The organism is Streptomyces lincolnensis, assembly GCF_021173675.1.
Taxonomy (GTDB): domain Bacteria; phylum Actinomycetota; class Actinomycetes; order Streptomycetales; family Streptomycetaceae; genus Streptomyces; species Streptomyces lincolnensis_B.
In genome coordinates this window covers 487,563-509,466 of the sequence record NZ_JAIHON010000005.1, presented here as the reverse complement: position 1 = coordinate 509,466, position 21,904 = coordinate 487,563, and the positions used below count along the sequence as shown (strand labels likewise).

At 72.0% G+C, this 21,904-nt stretch carries 18 protein-coding genes; 8 read left to right on the top strand and 10 right to left on the bottom strand.

The window, feature by feature from the left end:
- Positions 1-105: 105 nt before the first annotated feature.
- Positions 106-1,074 (top strand): GTPase Era, encoded by a 969-nt coding sequence (era, locus tag K4B79_RS16565; RefSeq protein WP_232027353.1) that lies wholly within the window; start codon positions 106-108, stop codon positions 1,072-1,074.
- Here era and K4B79_RS16560 read toward each other — a convergent pair.
- Complete coding sequence (locus K4B79_RS16560) at positions 1,071-2,420, bottom strand: S28 family serine protease (protein ID WP_232027352.1); 1,350 nt, start codon at positions 2,418-2,420, stop codon at positions 1,071-1,073. The two genes, era and K4B79_RS16560, sit on opposite strands and share 4 nt — an antisense overlap.
- Positions 2,421-2,534: 114 nt before the next feature.
- Complete coding sequence (locus K4B79_RS16555) at positions 2,535-3,383, bottom strand: helix-turn-helix transcriptional regulator (protein WP_232027351.1); 849 nt, start codon at positions 3,381-3,383, stop codon at positions 2,535-2,537.
- Between the two features lie 119 nt (positions 3,384-3,502).
- On the opposite strand from K4B79_RS16555, the gene K4B79_RS16550 reads away from it, so the two are divergent.
- Positions 3,503-4,357, top strand: a complete 855-nt coding sequence (locus K4B79_RS16550) for an NAD-dependent epimerase/dehydratase family protein (protein WP_232027350.1) — start codon at positions 3,503-3,505, stop codon at positions 4,355-4,357.
- 100 nt (positions 4,358-4,457) lie between these two features.
- Here the strand turns inward: K4B79_RS16550 and K4B79_RS16545 are convergent, their stop codons facing one another.
- The 4 genes from K4B79_RS16545 to K4B79_RS16530 all read right to left on the bottom strand — a co-directional run bounded on the left by K4B79_RS16545 (position 4,458) and on the right by K4B79_RS16530 (position 8,521).
- Complete coding sequence (locus K4B79_RS16545; protein ID WP_232027349.1) at positions 4,458-5,696, bottom strand: MFS transporter; 1,239 nt, start codon at positions 5,694-5,696, stop codon at positions 4,458-4,460.
- 36 nt (positions 5,697-5,732) lie between these two features.
- Entirely contained in the window at positions 5,733-7,058 is a 1,326-nt protein-coding gene (locus K4B79_RS16540) for a GH1 family beta-glucosidase (protein ID WP_232027348.1), read from the bottom strand.
- Between the two features lie 104 nt (positions 7,059-7,162).
- On the bottom strand, positions 7,163-7,429 hold the full coding sequence (locus K4B79_RS16535) for a protealysin inhibitor emfourin (RefSeq protein WP_232027347.1): 267 nt from the start codon (positions 7,427-7,429) through the stop codon (positions 7,163-7,165).
- 21 nt (positions 7,430-7,450) lie between these two features.
- The gene (locus K4B79_RS16530; protein ID WP_232027346.1) at positions 7,451-8,521 is read right to left on the bottom strand and encodes a M4 family metallopeptidase; all 1,071 of its coding nucleotides are present in this window, start codon (positions 8,519-8,521) and stop codon (positions 7,451-7,453) included.
- A gap of 371 nt (positions 8,522-8,892) precedes the next feature.
- Here K4B79_RS16530 and leuA point away from each other — a divergent pair, with 371 nt between their 5' ends.
- From leuA to K4B79_RS16500, 6 genes are all read left to right on the top strand, one after another.
- A complete protein-coding gene (gene leuA / locus K4B79_RS16525; RefSeq protein ID WP_232027345.1) occupies positions 8,893-10,632 on the top strand; it encodes a 2-isopropylmalate synthase in 1,740 nt (579 codons plus the stop codon).
- 287 nt (positions 10,633-10,919) lie between these two features.
- Positions 10,920-11,615, top strand: a complete 696-nt coding sequence (locus tag K4B79_RS16520) for a TerB family tellurite resistance protein (protein ID WP_232027344.1) — start codon at positions 10,920-10,922, stop codon at positions 11,613-11,615.
- A gap of 137 nt (positions 11,616-11,752) precedes the next feature.
- Positions 11,753-13,840: an MMPL family transporter gene (locus tag K4B79_RS16515; RefSeq protein ID WP_232027343.1), complete on the top strand. Its 2,088-nt coding sequence runs from the start codon at positions 11,753-11,755 to the stop codon at positions 13,838-13,840.
- 46 nt (positions 13,841-13,886) lie between these two features.
- The gene (locus K4B79_RS16510) at positions 13,887-15,125 is read left to right on the top strand and encodes a sensor histidine kinase (protein ID WP_232027342.1); all 1,239 of its coding nucleotides are present in this window, start codon (positions 13,887-13,889) and stop codon (positions 15,123-15,125) included.
- The gene (locus K4B79_RS16505) at positions 15,122-15,790 is read left to right on the top strand and encodes a response regulator (RefSeq protein WP_232027341.1); all 669 of its coding nucleotides are present in this window, start codon (positions 15,122-15,124) and stop codon (positions 15,788-15,790) included. Before K4B79_RS16510 ends, K4B79_RS16505 begins: the two co-directional genes overlap by 4 nt.
- A 34-nt stretch (positions 15,791-15,824) precedes the next feature.
- Positions 15,825-17,009, top strand: coding sequence for a sialidase family protein (locus tag K4B79_RS16500; RefSeq protein WP_232027340.1), 1,185 nt, complete (start codon positions 15,825-15,827; stop codon positions 17,007-17,009).
- Here K4B79_RS16500 and K4B79_RS16495 read toward each other — a convergent pair.
- The 4 genes from K4B79_RS16495 to K4B79_RS16480 are packed head-to-tail and all read right to left on the bottom strand — an operon-like array spanning position 17,006 to position 21,883.
- Positions 17,006-17,932 carry a dihydrodipicolinate synthase family protein gene (locus tag K4B79_RS16495; protein WP_232027339.1) on the bottom strand — a complete coding sequence of 309 codons (927 nt, stop codon included), beginning with the start codon at positions 17,930-17,932 and terminating at the stop codon, positions 17,006-17,008. The genes K4B79_RS16500 and K4B79_RS16495 overlap by 4 nt on opposite strands.
- Positions 17,929-18,957, bottom strand: coding sequence for an oligopeptide/dipeptide ABC transporter ATP-binding protein (locus tag K4B79_RS16490; RefSeq protein WP_232027338.1), 1,029 nt, complete (start codon positions 18,955-18,957; stop codon positions 17,929-17,931). Before K4B79_RS16490 ends, K4B79_RS16495 begins: the two co-directional genes overlap by 4 nt.
- On the bottom strand, positions 18,954-20,924 hold the full coding sequence (locus K4B79_RS16485) for a dipeptide/oligopeptide/nickel ABC transporter permease/ATP-binding protein (protein ID WP_232027337.1): 1,971 nt from the start codon (positions 20,922-20,924) through the stop codon (positions 18,954-18,956). The genes K4B79_RS16490 and K4B79_RS16485 overlap by 4 nt, the downstream gene beginning before the upstream one ends.
- Positions 20,921-21,883 carry an ABC transporter permease gene (locus tag K4B79_RS16480; RefSeq protein WP_232027336.1) on the bottom strand — a complete coding sequence of 321 codons (963 nt, stop codon included), beginning with the start codon at positions 21,881-21,883 and terminating at the stop codon, positions 20,921-20,923. Before K4B79_RS16480 ends, K4B79_RS16485 begins: the two co-directional genes overlap by 4 nt.
- Positions 21,884-21,904: the final 21 nt, after the last annotated feature.

Here is a 21,904-nt window from a genome sequence, read left to right as displayed (position 1 = left end):
TACGGGTGTGTTTCCTGGGTGTTTCATTGCGTGAGGGTTTCCGAAAGCTCACGTGCAGGGGAGTGATCGGTCTCCTGTACGGCAGGGGCTTGTGGATCAGGGAGAATGGGCGCCATGAGCGTTCGCAGCCAGTCATCCGAGCCGTCGGAATCGTCGGAGACCGCCCACCGCGCGGGCTTCGCCTGTTTCGTGGGCCGCCCCAACGCGGGCAAGTCCACCCTCACGAACGCTCTGGTCGGGCAGAAGGTGGCGATCACCGCCAACCAGCCGCAGACGACGCGGCACACGGTGCGCGGGATCGTGCACCGGCCCGACGCCCAGCTGATCCTGGTCGACACCCCGGGGCTGCACAAGCCGCGCACGCTCCTGGGCGAGCGGCTCAACGACATCGTCCGTACGACCTGGGCCGAGGTCGACGTGATCGGCTTCTGCCTGCCCGCGAACGAGAAGCTCGGCCCCGGTGACCGCTTCATCGCGAAGGAACTGGCGTCCATCAAGAAGACGCCGAAGATCGCGATCGTCACCAAGACCGACCTGGTCGACAGCAAGACCCTCGCCGAGCAGCTCATCGCGATCGACCAGCTCGGCAAGGAGCTCGGCTTCGAGTGGGCGGAGATCGTGCCCGTCTCGGCGGTCGGCGACCAGCAGGTGAGCCTGCTGGCCGACCTCATCGTCCCGCTGCTGCCCGAGGGCCCCGCGCTCTACCCCGAGGGTGACCTCACCGACGAGCCCGAGCAGGTCATGATCGCCGAGCTCATCCGCGAGGCCGCCCTGGAAGGCGTCCGCGACGAGCTCCCGCACTCCATCGCCGTCGTCGTCGAGGAGATGCTCCCCCGCGAGGACCGCCCCGCCGACAAGCCCCTCCTCGACATCCACGCCTTCGTCTACATCGAGCGCCCCAGCCAGAAGGGCATCATCATCGGCCCCAAGGGCAAGCGCCTGAAGGAGGTCGGCATCAAGAGCCGCAAGCAGATCGAGGCGCTGCTCGGCACACCCGTCTTCCTGGACCTCCACGTCAAGGTGGCGAAGGACTGGCAGCGGGATCCGCGGCAGTTGCGGAAGCTGGGGTTCTAGTCGGGTGAGGCCCAGCGGAGGATCGTGGTCGTGATGGCGGCGCGGTCCTCGGGGGAGAACGACGTGAGCCTGACGCGGTGGTTGGTGTTCGGGGCCCAGTAGGCACGGGAGTCGTGGCCGCCCGGGTGGAAGCGGTCGGCGACCGAGGGGTCGTCGGTGCCGTGGAGGAACAGCAGGCGGTCGCCGTGCTCGCGGACCCAGCGGTCGATGTCGGGCATGGCGCGGTGGTCGAAGCGCAGCGGGATGTGGCGGGGGACGAAGTTGCGCGGGGCGATGGCGTCGGGGTGGCGGAGGAGGCCCGCCAGGTGGGCCGTGGGGACGGCCAAGTACCCCAGCTGGGTGCCCGCTTGGTAGAAGTACGGGACCGTCGCCTCCAGGGACGCGTCCGTGTACACCGACAGGACCGCCGTGGTCGCCAGCCAGGTGCAGAGCTCCTCCGATGTGGCGTCCGGGCCCGGCACCGTGGCGCAGTCGGCCACCCCGCGGTACTGCCAGAACATCAGCGGCACCCGCAGCACCGCCGTCTCGAACGCCTTGTCCGCGCCGCCGATGAGACGGAACGTGGCGCCCGACGACTCCGCCCAGGCCGTGTACCGGGCGACCAACTCCTCCCGCCGCAGCAGCAGTTCCCGCTGCGCCGTCCGCAGCGCCGCACGGCAGACGGGTGTGCCCACCGTCTCGAAGAACCGCAGGTAGGCGGAGTCGTCGCGGTCGTCGACGTGGTTGGGCGCCCCGTACGCCACCGTGCCGTCCACGTCGTCCGGGTGGAAACGCCGGTGGTGGACCGAGGTCGTCCCGCCCTTGCTGCCGCCCGTCGAGATCCAGGCGCCCCGATACAGCCTCTTGAACAGCCGTACGACCCGATGGTGGTCGTCGGCGGCCTGGCGCACGGTCAGCCGGGACCAGTCCACCGTCGCCGGGCGTGACGTACCGAAGAACCGGTGCTCGACCCCGATCTGGTTGCCGTCCAGCACCTCCGTCGGCTCGGCCCGCCGCGGTGACAGCGGCACCTCGTAGCCCGTCGTGAAGAGCACGGTGGGACGGTCCGTCGCTTTGTGGAGCAGGGTCAGCCGCTGCTCGAAGGTGCCGGCCGAGGGGTCGGTGTGGTCGACCGGCTGGCGCAGGCCCAGGACGAAGAACCGGTACCCCGGGTCCTGCGCCGGCCGTTCCTCGATCACCCGGAGACCGGGCAGGGCCTTGAGGGCGGCGAGGATGTCCCGCGTGTCCTGTGTGTTCCGCGTGTCCTGGTGGCGGGTGCCGTCGGCCGCGGGCGCCGCCGCGGCTGTCAGGGCCAGCACCCCCGCCACGGCCACCGGTGTCAGCAGACGCCTGCTCCTCGTACGCATCGCGGTCCCTCCCGTGTCGTCCGGTCGTCGGCCGCTTCAGTACAGCCGGACGCACGGCACCGGGAGATCCCCCGCGGGTGGGGACCGGCTCCCCCGAGCGGGGGAGGACGGCCGTCAGGACGCGCTGGACGACATGTCCTGCAGACCCAGCACCCGCAGCAGTTGGAGGCGTTCGTAGGCCTCGGTGCCCGGACGGGCCGAGTGGACGACCAGGAGGTGGTGGTACTCGTGGCTGACCATGACCTCGCACTCCAGCTCCAGCAGGCCGACCAGCGGGTGCGCGAAGCGCTTCGTCGCCCGCTTGCGCTGGGACACCTCGTGCTCGTCCCACAGCCGCGCGAACTCCTCGCTGGACGCCCGGAGTTCGGCGACCAGCGCGGCCGGTTCCGGGTCGTCGGGGCGGGCCGCGGCCACCGCGCGCAGGGTGGCCACGTGGGCGCGCGCGTGGCCCGCGAGGTCCTCCTCCGGGAAGAGCGTGCGCGCGGCCGGGTCCAGGAAGAACAGACGGGTCAGGTTGCGCTCGCGCCGCGGGCGGGACATCACGTCGCCGACCAGCGCCTTGGCCATCATGTTCTGGGCCAGCACCTCGCCGCAGTCGTTCACCACCTGGGCCGGGGTGTCGTGCAGCCGGTCCAGGATCAGCAGCAGCCCGGGACGGACATGCGCGGACGCCGTCTCGCGCCGCGGCGGCTCCTCGCCGGCCAGGTGGAACAGATGGTCCTGCTCGATGTCGCTCAGGCGCAGCGCGCGGGCCAGCGCCGTCAGCATCTGGCGGGACGGGCGCGGGCCCCGGGACTGCTCCAGGCGGGTGTAGTAGTCGACCGACATGCCCGCCAGCTGGGCCACCTCCTCGCGGCGCAGGCCGGGCGTACGGCGTCGGCTGCCCGGTGCCAGGCCCACGTCGGAGGGGACCAGGCGGCCGCGGCCGCGGCGCAGGAAGTCGGCGAATTCGGCTCGGTTCACCTCTCCAGGCTGCTGCATGCCGCCCGGCTTATCCAGGGACTGCCGGTCCCCCGATCAGGAGGTCTCTCCCGCCGCCCCCGCTTCCGGCGAAGGCTGGGTTCCGACGAGAGGAGCACAGGATGCTGACGTTGGTCACCGGTACGACAGGTCAGGTGGGCAGGCGCTTCGTGCCGAGGCTGCTGGCGCAGGCCCGGCACGGGGAGCGGGTACGGGTGCTGGTGCGGGACGCCGAGCGGGGCGAGCCGTTCGCCGCGCTGGGCGCCGAGGTCGTCGTAGGAGATCTGCGGGACACCGAGGCGCTCGGCAAGGCGGTGGCCGGGGTGGACGCGGTCGTGAACGTCGCCGCGTCCTTCCGGGGCGTGCCGGACGAGGAGGCCTGGGCTGTCAACCGGGACGCGGCCGTGGAGCTGGGGCGTGCGGCACTGACCTCGGGGGTGGAGCGGTTCGTGCAGGTCAGTACGGGGCTGGTGTACGGCTCGGGGCGGGGGCGGCCGGTGACCGAGGAGGACGAGAGCCGGCCCGGCGGGACGATGTGGGGTGCGTACCCCGAGTCCAAGCTGGCGGCCGAGCGGGAGTTGCTGGGGCTGGAGGGGTTGGATGTGCGGGTCGGGCGGCTGCCGTTCGTGTACGGCGAGGGGGATCCGCATCTGGCGCAGTCGTTGATGTGGGCGGGGGAGTGGGCTCACACGCAGCGGTTGCATATGGGGCATCACGCGGATGTAGCGCAGGGGTTGTTGCGGATTCTGTATGCGCGGGGGGTTGGTGGGCGGGTGTACAACATCGCCGACGATGCGCCTGTGACGGCGGTGGAGTTGCATCAGCTGAACGGGGTTGAGGTGCCGGGGGAGTTGTATGAGCGGGTGGATCCTGATCCGTGGCTGGTGATCATGTCCACGGAGCGGATTCGGCGGGAGTTGGGGTATCGGGCGGTGTATCCGTCTGCCTATGCCGCGAGGGATGCTGGGGCTCTGTGAGGGGCCGGTTGTCGGCTGCAGGCCGGTGGAGGCTGGTCGCGCCCACGCGGCGGAGCCGCATATCGATGCAGCCCCGCGCCCCTAAAAGAAGGGGCGTGTTCTAGTCGACGCCTTTTATACGGCCGACCAGGACTGCCCCCGCCAAACCCGCCACCGCCGCCACCCCGTACAGAACCCGGTATCCCCCTAGGTGCGTGACGATCGGCGCCGCCAAGGCCGGGGCGGCCACCTGCGGCAAGGAGTTGGCGATGTTGATGACGCCGAGGTCCTTGCCGCGGTCGAGGGCCTTGGGGAGGACGTCGGTCATGAGGGCGAAGTCGACGGACATGAACACGCCGAGGCCCAGCCCCAGAAGCGCCGCTACGACGATCGCGCTCGGCCAGGTCTGCCAGGCGGCGAGGAGGGCCGTGGCCGCCGCCATCAGGACGCCGGACCACATCACGAAGGGTTTGCGGCGGCCCACGCGGTCCGACCAGGCACCGCCGACCACGACCGTGGCCAGCAGGGTGACGCTGTTGACCGCGGTGAGGATCAGGACGCCCTGTTCGGGGTCGTCGTGGTGGAGGCGGTCCCGCAGGTAGTACAGGAGGTAGAGGATCACCAGCGCGTTGCTGAGGTTGATCAGGAACCGGGTCAGCCAGGCCCAGGCGAAGTCCGGGTGGCGGCGCGGGCTCAGCCAGAAGCCGCGCACGAAGGAACGGGCGGACCACGGCGGCCGGTCCGTGGCCCCGAGTCTCAGGTCCCGGTGCCGGAGGACGTACGGCAGCACGCCCGCCAGCGTGAACACCGCGCAGGCCGCATAGCCCGCCGCGATCCCGCCGGCCGCCGTAGCGAGGCCCGTTCCGACGACCGCGCCGAGGATCTGCGCGGCGCCCAACCAGCCGCCCACCGTGCCCCGTTGGAGCCGTGGCACCCGGTCCGGCACGGCCGCCGTCACCGCCGCGAAGGCCGCGTTCAGGGTCAGCTGGACCAGGCACCAGGCGGCCGCCATGGTCCACAGTCCGTCCGCACCGGCGAGCAGCAGCAGCGACAGCGCGCCGCCCGCCGCACCGGCCACGATCCAGGGGCTGCGGCGGCCCCAGCGGGCCGTGGTGCGGTCGGACAGCGCGCCGAAGAAGGGGTTCGCGGCCAGGGACACCACCGCGCCCGCGCCCGTCACCCACGCCAGCAGCGTCTCCTTGGACATGCCGGTGCCGGGCGCGAAGTCCTCCGCCTGGCGGGCCAGCAGGATCTGGAGCGGGCCGTACCAGCCCACCCAGATCGCCACGTTGGCCAGCGACAGGGACGCGGTCCAGCCCCGGCCGACGTGCTCGACCGGCTCCGCGAGCGCCGATGCCATCCCCGGGTCAGTCCTCGGTTACTTCTGGGCCCGCGGTCACTTCTGGGCCCGCAGCAGCTCCTGGTACCAGCGGTACGACGCCTTGGGGGTGCGCTTGAGCGTCGCGGCGTCCTCGAAGTCCACGTGCACGAGGCCGAAGCGGCGCGCGTACCCCTCCGCCCACTCGAAGTTGTCCAGGAGGGACCACACGAAGTAGCCGCGTACGTCCACGCCCGCCTCCACCGCCCGGTGCAGCGCGCGGACGTGGGCGTCCAGGTAGGTGATCCGGTCCTGGTCGTCCAGCCCCTCGTACGAGCAGCCGTTCTCGGTGATGACGACGGGCGGGAGGCGGTCGCCGTAGCGCTCGTGGAAGGTGGTGAGCAGTTCGGTCAGGCCTTCCGGGACCACCGGCCAGCCGAAGTCCGTCACCGGGACGTCCTCGATCTCCCGGACGGAGAAGGGAAGTTCGGCGGGGATGGTGAGGCCGCCGAACTCGATGTCCGCGCCCTGCGGGGCTCCCACGCGGGTCGGGGCGTAGTAGTTGACGCCGTAGAAGTCGAGCGGCTCGGAGATGACCTTGAGGTCGGCCGAGACGTCTCCGGGCATCATCTCGCCGAGTCCTGAGGGGTATTCGCCGAGCAGGAGCGGGTCGGCGAACAGGCGATTCAGCAGCAGGTCGTAGAAGTCGGCCGCCTCCACGTCGGCCTGCTCCCGCGACGCCGACCAGGTCGGGCCGTGGGAGTTGGCGATGCCGATGTCGGTGGCGCCCGCCGCGCGCAGGGCCTGGACGCCCAGGCCGTGGGCCAGGAGCTGGTGGTGGGCGGCCGGCAGCGCGTCGAACATCAGCTGCTTGCCGGGCGCGTGGGCGCCGAGCGCGTGCCCGAACAGGGTGTGCTCGGCGGGCTCGTTGATGGTGATCCACTTCTGCACGCGGTCGCCGAGGCGGTCGGCGACGACGGAGACGTACTCGGTGAAACGGGAGGCCGTGTCGCGCGTCAGCCAGCCGCCCGCCTCTTGGAACTCCGACGGCAGGTCCCAGTGGAAGAGCGTCGGCACCGGTCGTACGCCCGCCGCGCCCAGCTCGTCGACCAGACGGTCGTAGAAGTCGAGACCGCCCTTCGACAGCACCCGCGGCCAGGAGACCGAGAAGCGGTACGCGTCCACGCCCAGGTCGGCCAGGAGGGCCACGTCCTCGGGGTAGCGGTGGTAGTGGTCGCAGGCCACCGCGGCCGTCGAGCCGTCCTTCACCCGGCCCGGTTCGGCCGTGAAGGCGTCCCAGACGGACGGTTCCCGCTCGTCCACCGCCCCCTCGATCTGGTGGGCGGACGTCGAGACGCCCCACAGGAAGCCGGCCGGGAACTGCGGTATCGGATCAGTCGCCATGGGCCGGATCATCCGTACCAGCGGTAACGGAAGTCAACGGGCAGGCGTGAAGAACGAGTTACGCGCTTGCCCCGAGTATCTTCACGGGTCTGCCCCGAGCATCTTCACGCGCCTTCCTTCAGCACGCGCGAGATCAGCTTGCGCTGCTCCTCCGTCAGCCGTGGATCCGCCGCGTAGACCGTCTTCCCGTCCACCGTGATCTGGTAGCTGAAGCCGTCCGGAACCCCGATCGGGGGCGTGCCCCGGCCGGCGGCCACCGCCTTCTCGGCCAGGGCGTGCCACTCGTGGGCATCGGGCCGCCCCGAGGTGTCCACCTCGGCGTGCCGCTCGATGCCCGCGAATCCGCCCGTGCGCCTCACCTGAATACGCATGGGTCCGTGTCTAGTACGGACTCAGAGAATCCGCACCCCCACCTGCTCCCAGGCCTTCTCCACGGCCTGGAGCTCCTCGCCGCCGTCGCCGAAGCGCTCGCGCGCGGCCTTGACGGTCAGCTTGGCGAAGTCGGCGAAGAAGGCCCGCTCGCCCAGTTCGCCGCCGGCCAGGGCGTCGTACCAGATCTGGCCCGCCTTCTCCCAGGCGTGGCCGCCGAGGGCGGTGGCGGCCAGGTAGAAGGCGTGGTTGGGGATGCCGGAGTTGATGTGGACGCCGCCGTTGTCGCGGCCGGTGCGGACGTAGTCGTCCATGGTCGCGGGCTGCGGGTCCTTGCCAAGGACGTCGTCGTCGTAGGCGCTGCCGGGCTCCTTCATGGAGCGCAGGGCCTTGCCGGAGACGCTGGGGGCGAGCAGGCCGGCGCCGATCAGCCAGTCGGCCTCGGCGGCGGTCTGGCCGAGTGTGTACTGCTTGATGAGCGAGCCGAAGACGTCGGACATCGACTCGTTCAGGGCGCCCGGCTGGCCGAAGTAGGTGAGGTTCGCGGTGTACTGCGTGACGCCGTGGGCCAGCTCGTGGCCGATGACGTCGATCGGGATGGTGAAGTCGAGGAAGATCTCGCCGTCGCCGTCGCCGAACACCATCTGCTCGCCGTTCCAGAAGGCGTTGCCGTAGTTCTCGTCGTAGTGGACGGTGGCGTCCAGGGGCAGGCCGTCGCCGTCGATGGAGTGGCGGCCGTAGGCCTTGAGGAAGAGGTCGAAGGTGGCGCCGAGCCCGGCGTAGGCGCGGTTGACCGTGGCGTCCTGGCCGGGTTCCGAACCCTCCCGGCGTACGACGGTGCCGGGCAGGTCGGTCTTGTGCTCCGCGTCGTAGATCGTCCGCAGCGGCTGGTCCGACGGTGCCTTGGCCTGCGGCGCTGCGGCGAGGTGGAACTCGGTGGTCACGCGGCGTTTGCTGCGCAGCTCGCTGTCGCGGAGCAGGGTGCGCTGGGCGGGGCCGGAGAGTGCGGGGTCCTCGTTGCGGGCGAGCTTGTCGAGGACGTGGGGTGGTACGACCGTGCAGAAGACGGGCTGGAAGCCCCCGTTTGTCGTCATGCCCGGCACCATTGCACTGCGTTAGTCCGGTGTCACTAGCAGCAACCATGATTGGTGAAATGTGCGGATACATGGCACCGTGGTTGGTTGCTCTGTGCTACTGGCTGCGGGTTGTGGGTGGCTGGTCGCGCCCACGCGGCGGAGCCGCATATCGACACAGCCCCGCGCCCCTAGGGGGTTGCAGTCCCGCATATTGATACGGAGCCGCGGATCCGGAAGGGCTCGGCTAGCATGCTTCGCATCATGCGTTTCGGGCTGCTTCTTCTTAGCTGCCGCGGCGAGGGCCTGTAGTCCAGGTCGACTCCCTCCCCGCGGAGCTTGGCGTTGCGTCGTCGGCCGTCCTTCCGGACATCCTGAGGAGCCCCCGCATCATGGCGAACCGCCAGCAGCCCAGCACCATGCCGATCCACAAGTACGGCCGGTACGACCAGGTCGACATCCCGGACCGCACCTGGCCGAACAACCGGATCACCGTCGCCCCCCGCTGGCTCTCCACCGACCTGCGTGACGGCAACCAGGCCCTGATCGACCCGATGTCGCCCGAGCGCAAGCGCCGGATGTTCGACCAGCTGGTCAAGATGGGCTACAAGGAGATCGAGGTCGGCTTCCCCGCGTCGGGACAGACGGACTTCGACTTCGTGCGGTCGATCATCGAGGAGCCGGGCGCGATCCCGGACGACGTCACCATCTCCGTACTGACCCAGGCCCGCGAGGACCTGATCGAGCGCACGGTGGAGTCCCTGAAGGGCGCCAAGCGCGCGACCGTGCACCTGTACAACGCCACCGCGCCCGTCTTCCGCCGCGTGGTCTTCCGCGGCTCCAAGGACGACATCAAGCAGATCGCCGTCGACGGCACGCGGCTGGTCATGGAGTACGCGGAGAAGCTGCTGGGCCCGGAGACCGAGTTCGGATACCAGTACAGCCCCGAGATCTTCACCGACACCGAGCTGGACTTCGCCCTGGAGGTCTGCGAGGCGGTGATGGACGTCTACCAGCCCGGCCCGGGCCGCGAGATCATCCTCAACCTGCCCGCCACGGTGGAGCGTTCGACGCCGTCCACGCACGCGGACCGCTTCGAGTGGATGAGCCGCAACATCTCCCGCCGCGAGCACGTCGTCATCTCCGTCCACCCGCACAACGACCGCGGCACCGCCGTCGCCGCCGCCGAACTGGCGCTGATGGCCGGCGCCGACCGCGTCGAGGGCTGCCTGTTCGGACAGGGCGAGCGCACCGGCAACGTCGACCTGGTCACCCTGGGCATGAACCTGTTCTCCCAGGGCGTCGACCCGCAGATCGACTTCTCCGACATCGACGAGATCCGCCGGGTGTGGGAGTACTGCAACCAGATGGAGGTCCACCCGCGCCACCCGTACGTGGGCGACCTGGTCTACACGTCCTTCTCCGGCTCCCACCAGGACGCCATCAAGAAGGGCTTCGACGCGATGGAGGCCGACGCGGCGGCTCGCGGGGTCACCGTGGACGACATCGAGTGGGCGGTGCCGTATCTGCCCATCGACCCCAAGGACGTCGGTCGTTCGTACGAGGCCGTCATCCGCGTCAACTCGCAGTCCGGCAAGGGCGGGATCGCGTACGTCCTGAAGAACGACCACAAGCTGGAACTGCCCCGCCGGATGCAGATCGAGTTCTCGAAGATCATCCAGGCGAAGACGGACGCGGAGGGCGGCGAGGTCACCGGGTCGGCCATCTGGGCCGTATTCCAGGACGAGTACCTGCCGAACCCCGAGAACCCGTGGGGGCGTATCCAGGTCCGCAACGGTCAGTCGACGACCGACACGGACGGGGTGGACACGCTGAGGGTCGAGGCGACGGTGGACGGCGTCGACACGGTGCTGACGGGGTCGGGCAATGGTCCGATCTCGGCCTTCTTCGACGCGCTGCAGTCCGTCGGTGTGGATGCTCGGCTGCTGGACTATCAGGAGCACACGATGAGCGAGGGGGCGTCTGCGCAGGCCGCGTCCTACATCGAGTGTGCGATCGACGACAAGGTGCTGTGGGGTATCGGGATCGATGCGAACACGACTCGGGCTTCGCTGAAGGCGGTCGTCTCCGCCGTCAACCGGGCGGGTCGCTCTGTCGAGGGGGCGCGGTAGAGATTGCCTCGATCGGTCGTCGTGCGAGTGCGGCGCCATCGTGGCTTGTCGCGCCCCGCGGCGGAGCCGCTGATGTCACAGCCCCGCGCCCCTTGCCGGCACTGCCGGCGCCCGGCGTTACAAGGCCCCGTCCGCCGTATCGCGGTGGGCGGGGGCCCGTCTGTTTCCGGCCAACCGTCTGTGCAGGTCACGGAAAGGTCTCGTACGGGGTAATGACTCGGCATCCTCGATGTGGCTAACATCACGCAAGCGCGGCGATGTTGCCGCGAGGTTACGGAGGTGCTGACGTGCTGCCAGGACGGGGACGAAACGGCCGTGCCGCCAGGCCTGTGCGCCTCCTGGGCACCCGTACCGCGTGGACGACCGTCGGGGACGGCGAGTTCTTCTGTCCCGGGTGCGGGGGTGACCGCAACTTCCAGCGGTTGACGGGGCGTCGCCGTTTCACCCTGCTCGGGATGCCCGTGCTGCCGCGCGGTGAGACCGGGCCCGTCGTGGAGTGCGCCGCCTGTCGCCGCCACTACGGCACCGACGTCCTGGACCACCCCACCACGACCCGTTTCTCCGCGATGCTCCGCGACGCCGTGCACACCGTCGCCCTCGCGGTGCTCGCCGCCGGCGGGACCTGTGCCCGGACGTCCCTGGAGACCGCCGCGAGCGCGGTCCGGGCGGCCGGGTTCGACGACTGCACGGAGGAACAGCTCGGCGCCCTGGTCGAGGCGCTGGCCGCGGACACCGGCCGGGTCTACGGCCGCGCCTGCGGAGCCGGGCTGGCCATAGAGCTGCACGAGGCGCTGGACCCGCTGGCTCCGCACCTCGCTCCGGCGGGCCGCGAATCGATCCTGCTGCAGGGCGCGCGGATCGCCCTCGCGGACGGGCCGTACACCCCGGCCGAGCGGGACGCCCTGACCACCGTCGGCGCCGCGCTCACGATCTGCGCGGACGACGTGAGCCGGCTGCTGGCCGCCGCCCGCACGCCCTCCTGATACTCCCCGGGGAGTAGTGGGCGCCCCGCGCCACCCCGGGCAGTACCCCCCAACTCGCCCTCCCGCCCGACGAATCGCCTCCCCGGCGCCGGGAGTCTGGAGATCCAGCCAGACACCCGACCGGAGGGGGGCCCGTGATGGGGTCCGCAACGACATCTGTACGGCGACGCCGGGCCGTGCCCTGGCTCGTGCTGGGGCTGTGGATCGCCGTCCTGGCGATCGCCTCGCCGTTCGCCTCGAAACTCACGGACGTGCAGAGGGACCGGGCCGTCGACTATCTGCCGGCGAGCGCCGACTCCACGCAGGTCGCCAAGATCGAGGAGCGACTGCCGGGCGGCGAGACCACCCAGATGGTGGTCGTCTACCACCGGGACGGCGGGCTGACCGCGGCCGACCGGGCGACCGCCGCCGAGCAGATCGGGCGGATCGCGGGGGAGCACCGGCTCACCGCCGAACCGCGAGGAGTGCCGTCGAAGGACGGCACGACCCTGATGTACCCGGTCGCCAGCAGCGAGCCGGGCACCGACGAGGACGCCAGGGGCGTGCTGGTCAACGACGTGCGGGAGATCGCCGAGGGCGGCGGCGGACTGAGCGTCGACGTCGGCGGCGAGGGGGCGCTGGCCACGGACGCCGACGAGGTCTACGACTCGCTCGACGGGCCACTGCTCTTCACCACGGCCGCGGTGGTCGCCCTGCTGCTGATCGTCATCTACCGCAGCCCGCTGCTGTGGCTGGTGCCGCTCGTCGTCGCGGGCCTCTCGGAGTTTCTCGCGCGGGCCGTCGCCTACGGGCTCAACCAGGGCTTCGGGACCGCCGTCTCCGGCCAGAGCTCCGGCATCATGACGATCCTCGTGTTCGGCGCCGGCACCGACTACGCGCTGCTGCTGGTCTCCCGCTACCGCGAGGAGCTACGGCGCATCGAACGGCCGTACGACGCGATGGTCGCCGCGCTCAAGGGCTGCGGGCCGGCCGTGCTCGCCTCCTCCGGGACGGTCGCCGCCGGGCTCCTGTGCCTGCTCGCCGCGGACCTCAACTCCAGCCGGAGCATGGGACCGCTCGGCACGGTCGGCATCCTGGTCGCCCTGTTCGCGATGCTGACGCTGCTGCCCGCGCTCCTCGTCCTGCTGGGCCGCCGGGTCTTCTGGCCGCTCGTACCGCGCTACGGCAGCACGCCCAAGGTCCGCCGGTCGCTGTTCGCCGCGATGGGCACCTCGGCCGGGCGGCGGCCCATCACCGTGCTCGTGGGCGGTGCCGTCCTGCTCGGCGCGCTCGCCCTCGGCGCCTTCAACCTGCCCGGCAGCCTCAAGCAGGAGGACTCCTTCACCAGCAAGCCGGAGGCGGTCGCCGCCATGCAGACGCTGGGCAAGGCGTATCCCGAGCAGGGCACCCAGCCCATCGCCGTCATCACGCCCACCGACCGGGCCGACAGCGCCCTGGCCGAGGCCCGGGACACCCGGGGCGTGGAGAGCGTGGAGCGCGGCCGCAGCGGGGACGGCTGGACCGAGCTGTCCGTCACCGCCACCGCCGCGCCCCAGTCGGCCGGCGAGACCGCCACCATCAAGGCCCTGCGCGACCGGCTCGACGGCTCCTACGTCGGCGGACCCAGCGCCGAGCAGCTCGACCTGAAGGACACCAACGCCCGGGACCGGCTGGTCGTCGTCCCGCTCGTCCTCCTGTCCGTCCTGCTGATCCTGGTCGCCCTGCTGCGCTCGCTGGTCGCGCCGCTGATCCTGGGGGCCGCCGTGGTCGCCGTGTGGGGCGCGGCCCTCGGCATCGGCGGACTCGTCTTCGGGCCGCTGTTCGGCTTCGAGGGCACGGATCCGGGGCTCGGCCTGCTGTCCTTCGTGTTCCTGGTCGCCCTCGGCGTCGACTACGGCATCTTCCTGATGCACCGGATGCGCGAGGAGTCCCTGAAGGGCACCGAGCCCGCCACCGCCGCGCTGACCGCGCTGCGCACGACGGGCGGGGTGATCGCCTCCGCCGGGCTCGTCCTCGCCGCCACCTTCGCGGTGCTCATCAACATGCCGCTGGTGCCGCTGGTCGAGCTGGGCTTCGTGATCGCGGTGGGTGTGCTGCTGGACACCTTCCTCGTCCGCACCTACCTGGTGACCAGCGCGAGTGTCGCGCTGCGGCGCAAGGTGTGGTGGCCGGGTCGGCTCTCCCGAGAGCCGGAGGCGGCGGGTCCGCCGAAGGAACCGGAGCCCGTGGCCGCCTCCACCCACTGACCGACCGGCGCCCCTCCCTCCCGGAGGGGCGCCCTCCTGGCGGAGGATGAGCCTCGTGCAGGCACCCACCACACCCCGGCCCCACTGGGGCGAGCGGATCATGGCGTTGATCAACCGCGACCCGCGCACCGCCCCGCACGGCACCCGCAACGACGCGCTGACCGCCGTGGCGCTGGCCCTCCTCGCCACGGCGATCGGCCTGACCGGCAAGGACGGGCCGAGGCCCGACGCGCTCGGCTGGACGCTGCTGCTGGTCGCGCACATCCCGCTGGTGTGGCGGCGGGCCCGTCCGCTGGCGGTGCTCGTCGCGGTCGTGGCCTGCGTCGCGCCGTACCACATGCTCGACAACAACCACGCCGCGCCGATCCCCGTGACCCTGCTGGTGCTCTACACGGTCGCCGTGACCGGCACCGGACCGCGCACGCTGGGCACGGCCGTGTTCGTGCTCGGGCCGACGCTGGTCGTCAACGCGTTCACCAACCCGGACGGGGCGCTGGAGTTCCTGCGGATCTCCGGCTGGATCATCGCGACCCTGCTGTTCGGCACGGCCGTGCGGTTCCACCGTCTGCACATCGCCGCCGCCCTGGAACGCGCCGAGCGCGCCGAGCGCACCCGCGAGGAGGAGGCCCGCCGCCGGGTCGCCGAGGAGCGGCTGCGGATCGCCCGGGACCTGCACGACCTGCTCGCGCACAGCATCACCCTCATCGGCGTCCAGACCTCCGTCGCCGCCCACGTCCTGGCCGCCGATCCCGAACGCCTGGACCGGCAGACGGTCGGCAAGGCCCTCGACGACATCGCCGAGACCTGCCGCACGGCCCGCGGTGAACTCCGTACGACGCTGGAGGTGCTGCGGGAGCACGGCCCCGTGGACATCCGCGGCCCGCTGCCCGGGCTCGACGGGCTGCCGGACCTGGTCGAGACGGCCCGGCTCGCGGGCGCCCGCGTCGAGCAGGACGTACGGGTGGCCGAGGCCCCGCCCGCCGTCGGCGCCGCCGCCTACCGCATCGTGCAGGAGGCGCTGACCAACGCGGTGCGGCACGCGGGGCCCGAACCCGCCGTACGCGTCGAGCTGTACGAGGAGCGGGGCGGCCTGAAGGTGTCGGTGACCGACGACGGCACGGGCCTTGCCGGCGGCGGCAGCTCCGGGTTCGGGCTCGTCGGCATGCGGGAGCGGGCCCGCAGCGTGGGTGGCACACTCGACGCCGGGCCGCGGGACGGGGGCGGCTTCGAGGTGACCGCGGTGCTGCCGCTGACCGCCGCCGCAGTGGGGGAAGGGACCGGATGACCATCCGCGTACTGCTCGCCGACGACCAGACCCTCGTACGGGAGGCGTTCGCGATGCTGGTCGAGTCGGCACGGGACATGGAGGTGGTCGGACAGGCGGCCACTGGGCGGGAGGCCGTGGAGCTGGCCCGCGCCACCCGCGCCGACCTGGTGGTGATGGACATCCGCATGCCCGACCTGGACGGCATCGAGGCCACCGGGCTGATCGCCGCCGACGAGGACCTCGCCGATGTCCGCGTCCTCGTCCTGACCACCTACGACACCGACGAGAACATCGTCGACGCGCTGCGCGCCGGCGCCTCCGGATTCCTCGTCAAGGACACCCGTCCGGCCGAACTCCTCGACGCGATCCGCACGGTGGCCGCCGGGGAGGCGCTGCTGTCACCGGGACCGACGGCCCGCCTGATCGCGCGGTTCCTGCAGGCCCCGTCCGCCGCACCGGTGGCCGTCGGCGGCCCGGAGTGCCTGTCGGAGCGGGAGCGCGAGGTGCTCGCGCTGGTCGCGCGCGGCCTGAACAACACCGAGGTGGCCCAGGCGCTCGGGCTGAGCCCGCTGACCGCGAAGACCCACGTCAGCCGCATCATGGGCAAACTGGGGGCCCGGGACCGGGCGCAGCTGGTGATCGTGGCGTACGAGTCGGGAATGGTGACACCGGGGACGATGTGACGGACCGCGTCCGACCTTCCGTCGAGGGAGACCGATGATCCCCCTGCGCCGCACCCTCCTCGCCGCCGCCGTCCTCCTCACCCCGCTCACCACCACCGGCCACGCGGCCCCCGCCCGGGGATGCGCCGCCTCGGTGCCCTACGCCTCCGGGGAGGGCGGCTACGACACCTACCGCATCCCCGCCGCTCTCACCACGCCCCGGGGCACGGTCCTCGCCTTCGCCGAGGGACGCCACGACGGGGCCGGGGACACCGGGAACATCGACGTCGTGCTGCGCCGCTCCACCGACGGCGGCTGCACCTGGGGCCCGGCGACGGTCGTGGCCGCCGGGGACGGCGACACCCGGGGCAACCCGGCGCCCGTGGTCGACCCCGGCACGGGCGCCATCGTCCTCGTCACCTGCTCCAACAGCGGGGCCGTCACCGAGGCGCAGATCATGCGGGGCGAGGTCACCCCGGAACAGGGCCGACGGGTGTTCGTCCAGCACAGCTGGGACGACGGCCACAGCTTCACCCCGCCCCACGACATCACCGACCAGGTCAAACCCCCGCACTGGCGCTGGTACGCCACCGGCCCCGGCCACGCCGTCGCCCTCACCCGGGGCCCGCACGCCGGACGCCTGGTGGTCCCGGCGAACCATTCCGCGGCCCCGCCCGCGGGCTCCGCCGACACGGGCCAGGAGCCCCGGTACTACGGCGGCCACATCCTCTACAGCGACGACGGCGGCGGCAGCTGGCAGCTCGGCCTCGTGGACTCCTCCTACGACGGCCTCACCAACGCCAACGAGTCCTCGGCCGCCCAACTCCCCGACGGCCGCCTCTACGTCAGCTCCCGCGACCAGCACGGCACGGTCCCCGGCAACCGGCTCGACGCGTACTCCGGCGACGGCGGCGCAAGCCTTGAGGGGCCCTACGCCGTGCAGCCCACCTTGAACGACGTGCCCGTGGTGCAGGGCAGCGTCCTCCAACTCCCCGGCCCGGACGCCCCGTTGCTGTTCTCGGGACCGTCGGTGCCCACCGCGCGCCGGGCGATGGCCCTCTGGCGCAGCGACGACGGCGGACGGACCTTCACCAAGGCCCTGACCCTGTCCGACCGGCCCGCCGCCTACTCGGACCTGGTGGCCGTCGACCGGGACACGGTCGGGGTGCTCTACGAGACGGGCACCACGGGACCGTACGCCTCGATCGAGTTCCGGCGGCTGCCGGTCGGCGAGCTCTAGAGCAGCCCCGCCGCCGCCAGGTACTTGCCCACCCGTTCGACCTCGGCCTCCGACAGCGGGATCTGGGGGTCCGCGGTGGCCGGGCAGGCGATGACGCCGCGCAGGTGGAGGGCGGCCTTGAAGGCGCCGAGGGCGGAGGAACTGCCGCCCATGCGGGTGGGGTCGCCGACGCCGACCATGCCGAACAGGGCGCACAGGCGCTCCTGTTCGGCGCGGGCGGCGTCCTGGTCTTCGGCTCGGCACAGGGCGTGGAGGCGGACGTAGCCGTGCGGGTCGACGTTGGCGAGGCCCGGGACCACGCCGTCCGCGCCCAGCGCCATCGCCGCGTCCACGACGACCTCGGAGCCGGTCAGGGCGCTGAAACCGGTCAGGGTCCGGGCGCCCGAGACCACCGCGCGGAAGGCGGCCAGGTCGCCGCTGGAGTCCTTGAGGGCGCTGATGGTGTGGTCCGCGGCGAGTTCCAGGACGAGGTCCGTGGGGAGCTTGGTGTGGACGGCCGCCGGGATGTCGTAGGCGACGACCGGGACCGGGCTGCCGGCGGCGACCCGACGGAAGTGGCGGGCGATCTCGGCGAGGTGGGTGCGGGCGTAGAAGGGGGCGGTGACGACCACGGCGTCGGCGCCCGCCGCCGTCACCGCGCGGACGTGGTCCAGGACGCGGGGTGTCGTCATGTCGATCGCGCCCGCCAGGACGGGGAGTTGGCCGCCGACGTGCTGGACGACCGTCTCCACCACCAGCCTGCGCTGCCCGTCCGTCAGGAACGCGGCCTCCGAGGTGGAGCCGAGGACGAACAGGCCGTCCACCCCGGCCGCCACCAGATGGTCCACGAGCGAGCGCAGCGAGGGGACGTCCACCTCGCGGTCCGGTGTCAGGGGGGTGCAGACGGGCGGGACGACACCGGTCGGCGGGGCGGGAAGGGTCATCGAGGCTCCCTCGGGTTCTCGTCGGCGGTCCGGTCCTCCTCCAACGGATGGTGGCACCGGAAGCGGTGATCGGGCACCGACGCGGCCGAGAAGCCGGGCATGACCTCCGCGCACAGCGGGTCCGCCTTCCAGCAGCGGGTGCGGAAGGGGCAGCCGGTCGGTGGGCGGGTCGCCGAGGGGACCGGGCCGGTGAGCGGGATCGAGTCGGAGCGGGTGAGCAGGCCGGGGGTGGCGGAGAACAGGGCGCGGGTGTACGGGTGCCGGGCGGTGGCCCGCGCGGCCGGGGACTCCTCGACGATCCGGCCCAGGTACATGGTGATCACGCGGTCGCTCATCCGCCGTACCGTCTGGATGTCGTGGGAGACGAACACCAGCGCCAGGCCCAGGCGTTCCTTCAGGTCCAGCAGGAGGTTGAGGATCTGGGCGCGGACCGACACGTCCAGCGCGCTGGTCGGCTCGTCGGCCACCACCAGGGCCGGGTCCAGCGCCAACGCCCGTGCGATGGCGACCCGTTGGCGCTGGCCGCCGGACAACTGACCGGGCAGGGCGTCCGCGAGGGCGCGGGGGAGACCGACCAGAGACATCAACTCCCTGACCCGCTCCTCCCGTTGGGCCCTGGTGCCGCGGTCGTGGACGTCCAGCGGGTCGCGCAGGATGCGGCGGATCGTCAGGCGGCGGTTCAGGGCGGTCGAGGGGTCCTGGAAGATCATGCCGGTGCCCGCGCCCACGGTCGCCCGGCGTTCCGTGGGCGGCATGGTCCACAGGTCGCGGCCCCCGAAGGACACCGTGCCGGACGTCGGCCGCTCCACGCCCACCAGCACCTTCGCCAGCGTCGACTTGCCACAGCCCGACTCGCCGACCACACCGACCGTCTCGCCGGGGGCGATGCTCAGATCGGCGCCGGTCAGCGCGTACACCCGGTCCCGGGTGAAGACGCCGCCGCTGCGGGCCCTGTGGACCACGTGGGCGTCGGACAGCTCCACGATCGCGGTCGTCGGGCCGTCTCCGTTCGGGCTCTCGGTCACGTCGCCACCTCCGCCGTCACAGGCTCCACCGCCGGGTGGTGGCAGGCCACCGTGTGCGTCGGTGGGCCCGTCAGGACCGGGGCCGTCGTGCGGCACACCTCGCTCGCCAGCGGGCAGCGGTCGGCGAAGCGGCAGCCGGGCGGGAAGTCGGCCGGGGACGGCACGACGCCCTTGATCTGGGTCATCCGCTCCTCGGACGACTCCAGCGAGAGCACGCTGCCCAGCAGCCCGCGCGTGTAGTGGTGGGCCGGGTCCTGGACCAGGTCGGCGGTCACGCCCGTCTCCACGATCTGCCCGCCGTACATCACCACCACCCGGTCGGTGACGTCGGCGACCAGGGCGAGATCGTGCGAGACGAGGATCAGGGCGAAGTCCAGCTCCTCGCGCAGCCGCAGCAGCAGCTCCATCACCTGGGCCTGCACGGTCACGTCCAGGGCGGTCGTCGGCTCGTCGGCGACGATCAGCCTCGGCTCGCGGGACAGCGCCATGGCGATCAGGACGCGCTGGCGCTGACCGCCGGAGAGCTCGTGCGGGTAGCTGCGCAGGGTGCGTTCGGGGTCGAGGCCGACCAGTGTCAGCAACTCGGCGGGGGAGCGCCGGCCGCCCCGGCGGACGAGCTGCCCGAGCTGGGAGCGGACCGTCATCGCCGGGTTCAGGGAGGACAGGGCGTCCTGGTAGATCATCGCCATCTCGTGGCCGAGCAGGCGCCGGCGAACCCGCGCCGGTTCGGCAAGCAGGTCCCGTCCGCCGAAGCGGACCTGGCCGCGGATCCGCGCGCCCTTCGGGGCCAGGCCCATCACGGTCAGCGCGGTCAGCGACTTCCCGCACCCCGACTCGCCGACCAGGCCCAGGACCTCGCCGGGCCGCACCTCGAAGCCGATGCCGTCGACGATGTCCACGCCGTGGTGGTGGCCCTCGAAGCCGACGGCGAGGTTCTCCACGGCGAGCACGGGCGGCCCGTCCGGGTCGGGCAGGGGGCGGGCCCGGGCGCGCAGCCGTTCCGCGGCCGCCGTGAGACCGGGGAGCGCGAGCACCTCGCCGGTGCCGGGCTCCGGTGCCTCCCAGCGGTCGTCCTCGTCGGCGGCCGGCACCTCCCGCGCGGAGGGGGCCGCCCACGCGTCGGACACGCCCTCGGACAGGACGTTCAGCGCCAGCACGGTGAACAGCATCAGCAGCCCCGGGAAGACGGTCGCCCACCAACCCCCGGTCAGCACCAGGTTCTTGCCGTCCGCGATGACACTGCCCCAGGACGGATCGGGCGGCCGTACCCCCGCCCCGATGAACGACAGCGACGCCTCGAAGACGATCGCCTCGGCGACCTGGACCGTGCAGAACACCAGGACGGGGGCGGCGCAGTTGACGGCCACGTGCCGAACCACGATGTGCGTGGTGCGCGCCCCGATCACCCGCTCCGCGGTGACGTAGTCCTCGCCGTACTGGTCGAGCACGTTGGCCCGCACCACCCGCGCCACCGGCGGGGTGAACAGGAACGCGATCGCGCAGATCAGCACGGTGATCCCGCCGCCGAAGACCGCCACCAGTACGGCGGCCAGGGCGATCCCCGGGAACGCCATCACGACGTCCAGGCAGCGCATCAGCGTCTCGTCGACGCCCTTGCGGGAGGTCGCCGCGACCGCGCCCAGCAGCGCGCCCGTCACCAGGGCGAGCGCGGTCGCGCCGAGCCCGATGGCCAGGGACCAGCGGGCGCCGTACATCAGCCGGCTGAGGACGTCCCGGCCCAGGCTGTCCTGGCCCATCCAGTGACCGGCGGTCGGATGCCCGGTGGTGTCGGCCAGGGGCTGCTGGTCGAGCGGGTCGTGGGGTGCGAGGAGCGGGGCGAACAGGGCGGTGAGCGTGACGACCGCCAGGAAACCGACGGCGGCCTTCGACGCCAGGGGGAGACGCCCGCGCAGCCGGACGCCCGGCCGGGAGAGCGCCTCGGTGAGCCTCTTGCGCGTGAGGATCATGCGGTCGTCTCCCTCAGCCGCGGGTTGACCAGCAGATAGAGGATGTCGATGACGAGGTTCACGACGACGAAGCCGGCCGCCGTGGTCAGCACGACCCCCTGGACGACGGCCGGGTCGCCGTTCTTCACGGCGTCGATCATCAGCTTGCCCATACCGGGCAGGGCGAAGATCGTCTCGATGACGACCGCGCCGCCGAGGAGATAGCCCACGCGCAGACCGAGCACGGTGAGCGGGTTGACCAGGGCGTTGCGCAGGACGTTGCGGCCGACCACGACCCGGGGCGGCAGACCGCTGCCGATCGCCGTACGGACGTAGTCCTTGTCCAGCTCCTCCACCACCGACGTCCGCACGATCCGGGTGAGTTGGGCCGCAACCGGGAGCGACAGCGCGAGTGCGGGCAGGGTCATCGTCCACAGCCAGCCGGTGAGGGAGTCCGCCGGGTTGACGTAACCGCCGGTCGGGAACCAGCCGCGGCCGACGGCCAGGTACTGGATCATCAGCAGCGCCAGCCAGAAGCCGGGGGCCGCGACGCCGGTCAGGGACAGCACCCGGATGATCTGATCGGGCAGCCGGTCGCGGTGGATCGCCGCCGTCACCCCCGCGACGAGCGCCAGGACGACCGCGATGCCGAGGCCCAGGAAGGTGAGCTGGAGGGTGAGCGGCAGGGCGGTCAGGACCTGGTCGGCGACCGGGGCGCGGGTCAGCGCGCTGGTGCCCAGGTCGCCGTGGAGCAGATCGCCGACGAAACCGGCGTAGCGCACGGGCAGCGGGTCCAGCAGGCCGTGCTGCTCACGGAAGTCGTGCAGTTGCTCCGGGGTCGGGTTGGCGCCCTGGAAGAACGCGGACGCCGGGTCGACGTCGGAGAACCGCATCACCACGAACACGAACAGCACGATGCCGAGCGTCAGCGGCACCAGCAGGGCGAGCCGGCGCAGCAGGATCCTGACGATGGCGACCACGGGCGGTCGACTCCCCTCGTC

Bases quoted from the DNA above. Each gene is read 5' to 3' on its own strand.
- K4B79_RS16485 (WP_232027337.1), bottom strand. From the start codon at position 20,924: ATGATCCTCACGCGCAAGAGGCTCACCGAGGCGCTCTCCCGGCCGGGC.
- K4B79_RS16510 (WP_232027342.1), top strand. From the start codon at position 13,887: ATGAGCCTCGTGCAGGCACCCACCACACCCCGGCCCCACTGGGGCGAG.
- K4B79_RS16540 (WP_232027348.1), bottom strand. From the start codon at position 7,058: ATGGCGACTGATCCGATACCGCAGTTCCCGGCCGGCTTCCTGTGGGGC.
- K4B79_RS16545 (WP_232027349.1), bottom strand. From the start codon at position 5,696: ATGGCATCGGCGCTCGCGGAGCCGGTCGAGCACGTCGGCCGGGGCTGG.
- K4B79_RS16495 (WP_232027339.1), bottom strand. From the start codon at position 17,932: ATGACCCTTCCCGCCCCGCCGACCGGTGTCGTCCCGCCCGTCTGCACC.
- K4B79_RS16530 (WP_232027346.1), bottom strand. From the start codon at position 8,521: ATGACGACAAACGGGGGCTTCCAGCCCGTCTTCTGCACGGTCGTACCA.
- K4B79_RS16550 (WP_232027350.1), top strand. From the start codon at position 3,503: ATGCTGACGTTGGTCACCGGTACGACAGGTCAGGTGGGCAGGCGCTTC.
- K4B79_RS16560 (WP_232027352.1), bottom strand. From the start codon at position 2,420: ATGCGTACGAGGAGCAGGCGTCTGCTGACACCGGTGGCCGTGGCGGGG.
- K4B79_RS16535 (WP_232027347.1), bottom strand. From the start codon at position 7,429: ATGCGTATTCAGGTGAGGCGCACGGGCGGATTCGCGGGCATCGAGCGG.
- K4B79_RS16500 (WP_232027340.1), top strand. From the start codon at position 15,825: ATGATCCCCCTGCGCCGCACCCTCCTCGCCGCCGCCGTCCTCCTCACC.
- K4B79_RS16505 (WP_232027341.1), top strand. From the start codon at position 15,122: ATGACCATCCGCGTACTGCTCGCCGACGACCAGACCCTCGTACGGGAG.
- leuA (WP_232027345.1), top strand. From the start codon at position 8,893: ATGGCGAACCGCCAGCAGCCCAGCACCATGCCGATCCACAAGTACGGC.
- K4B79_RS16515 (WP_232027343.1), top strand. From the start codon at position 11,753: ATGGGGTCCGCAACGACATCTGTACGGCGACGCCGGGCCGTGCCCTGG.
- era (WP_232027353.1), top strand. From the start codon at position 106: ATGGGCGCCATGAGCGTTCGCAGCCAGTCATCCGAGCCGTCGGAATCG.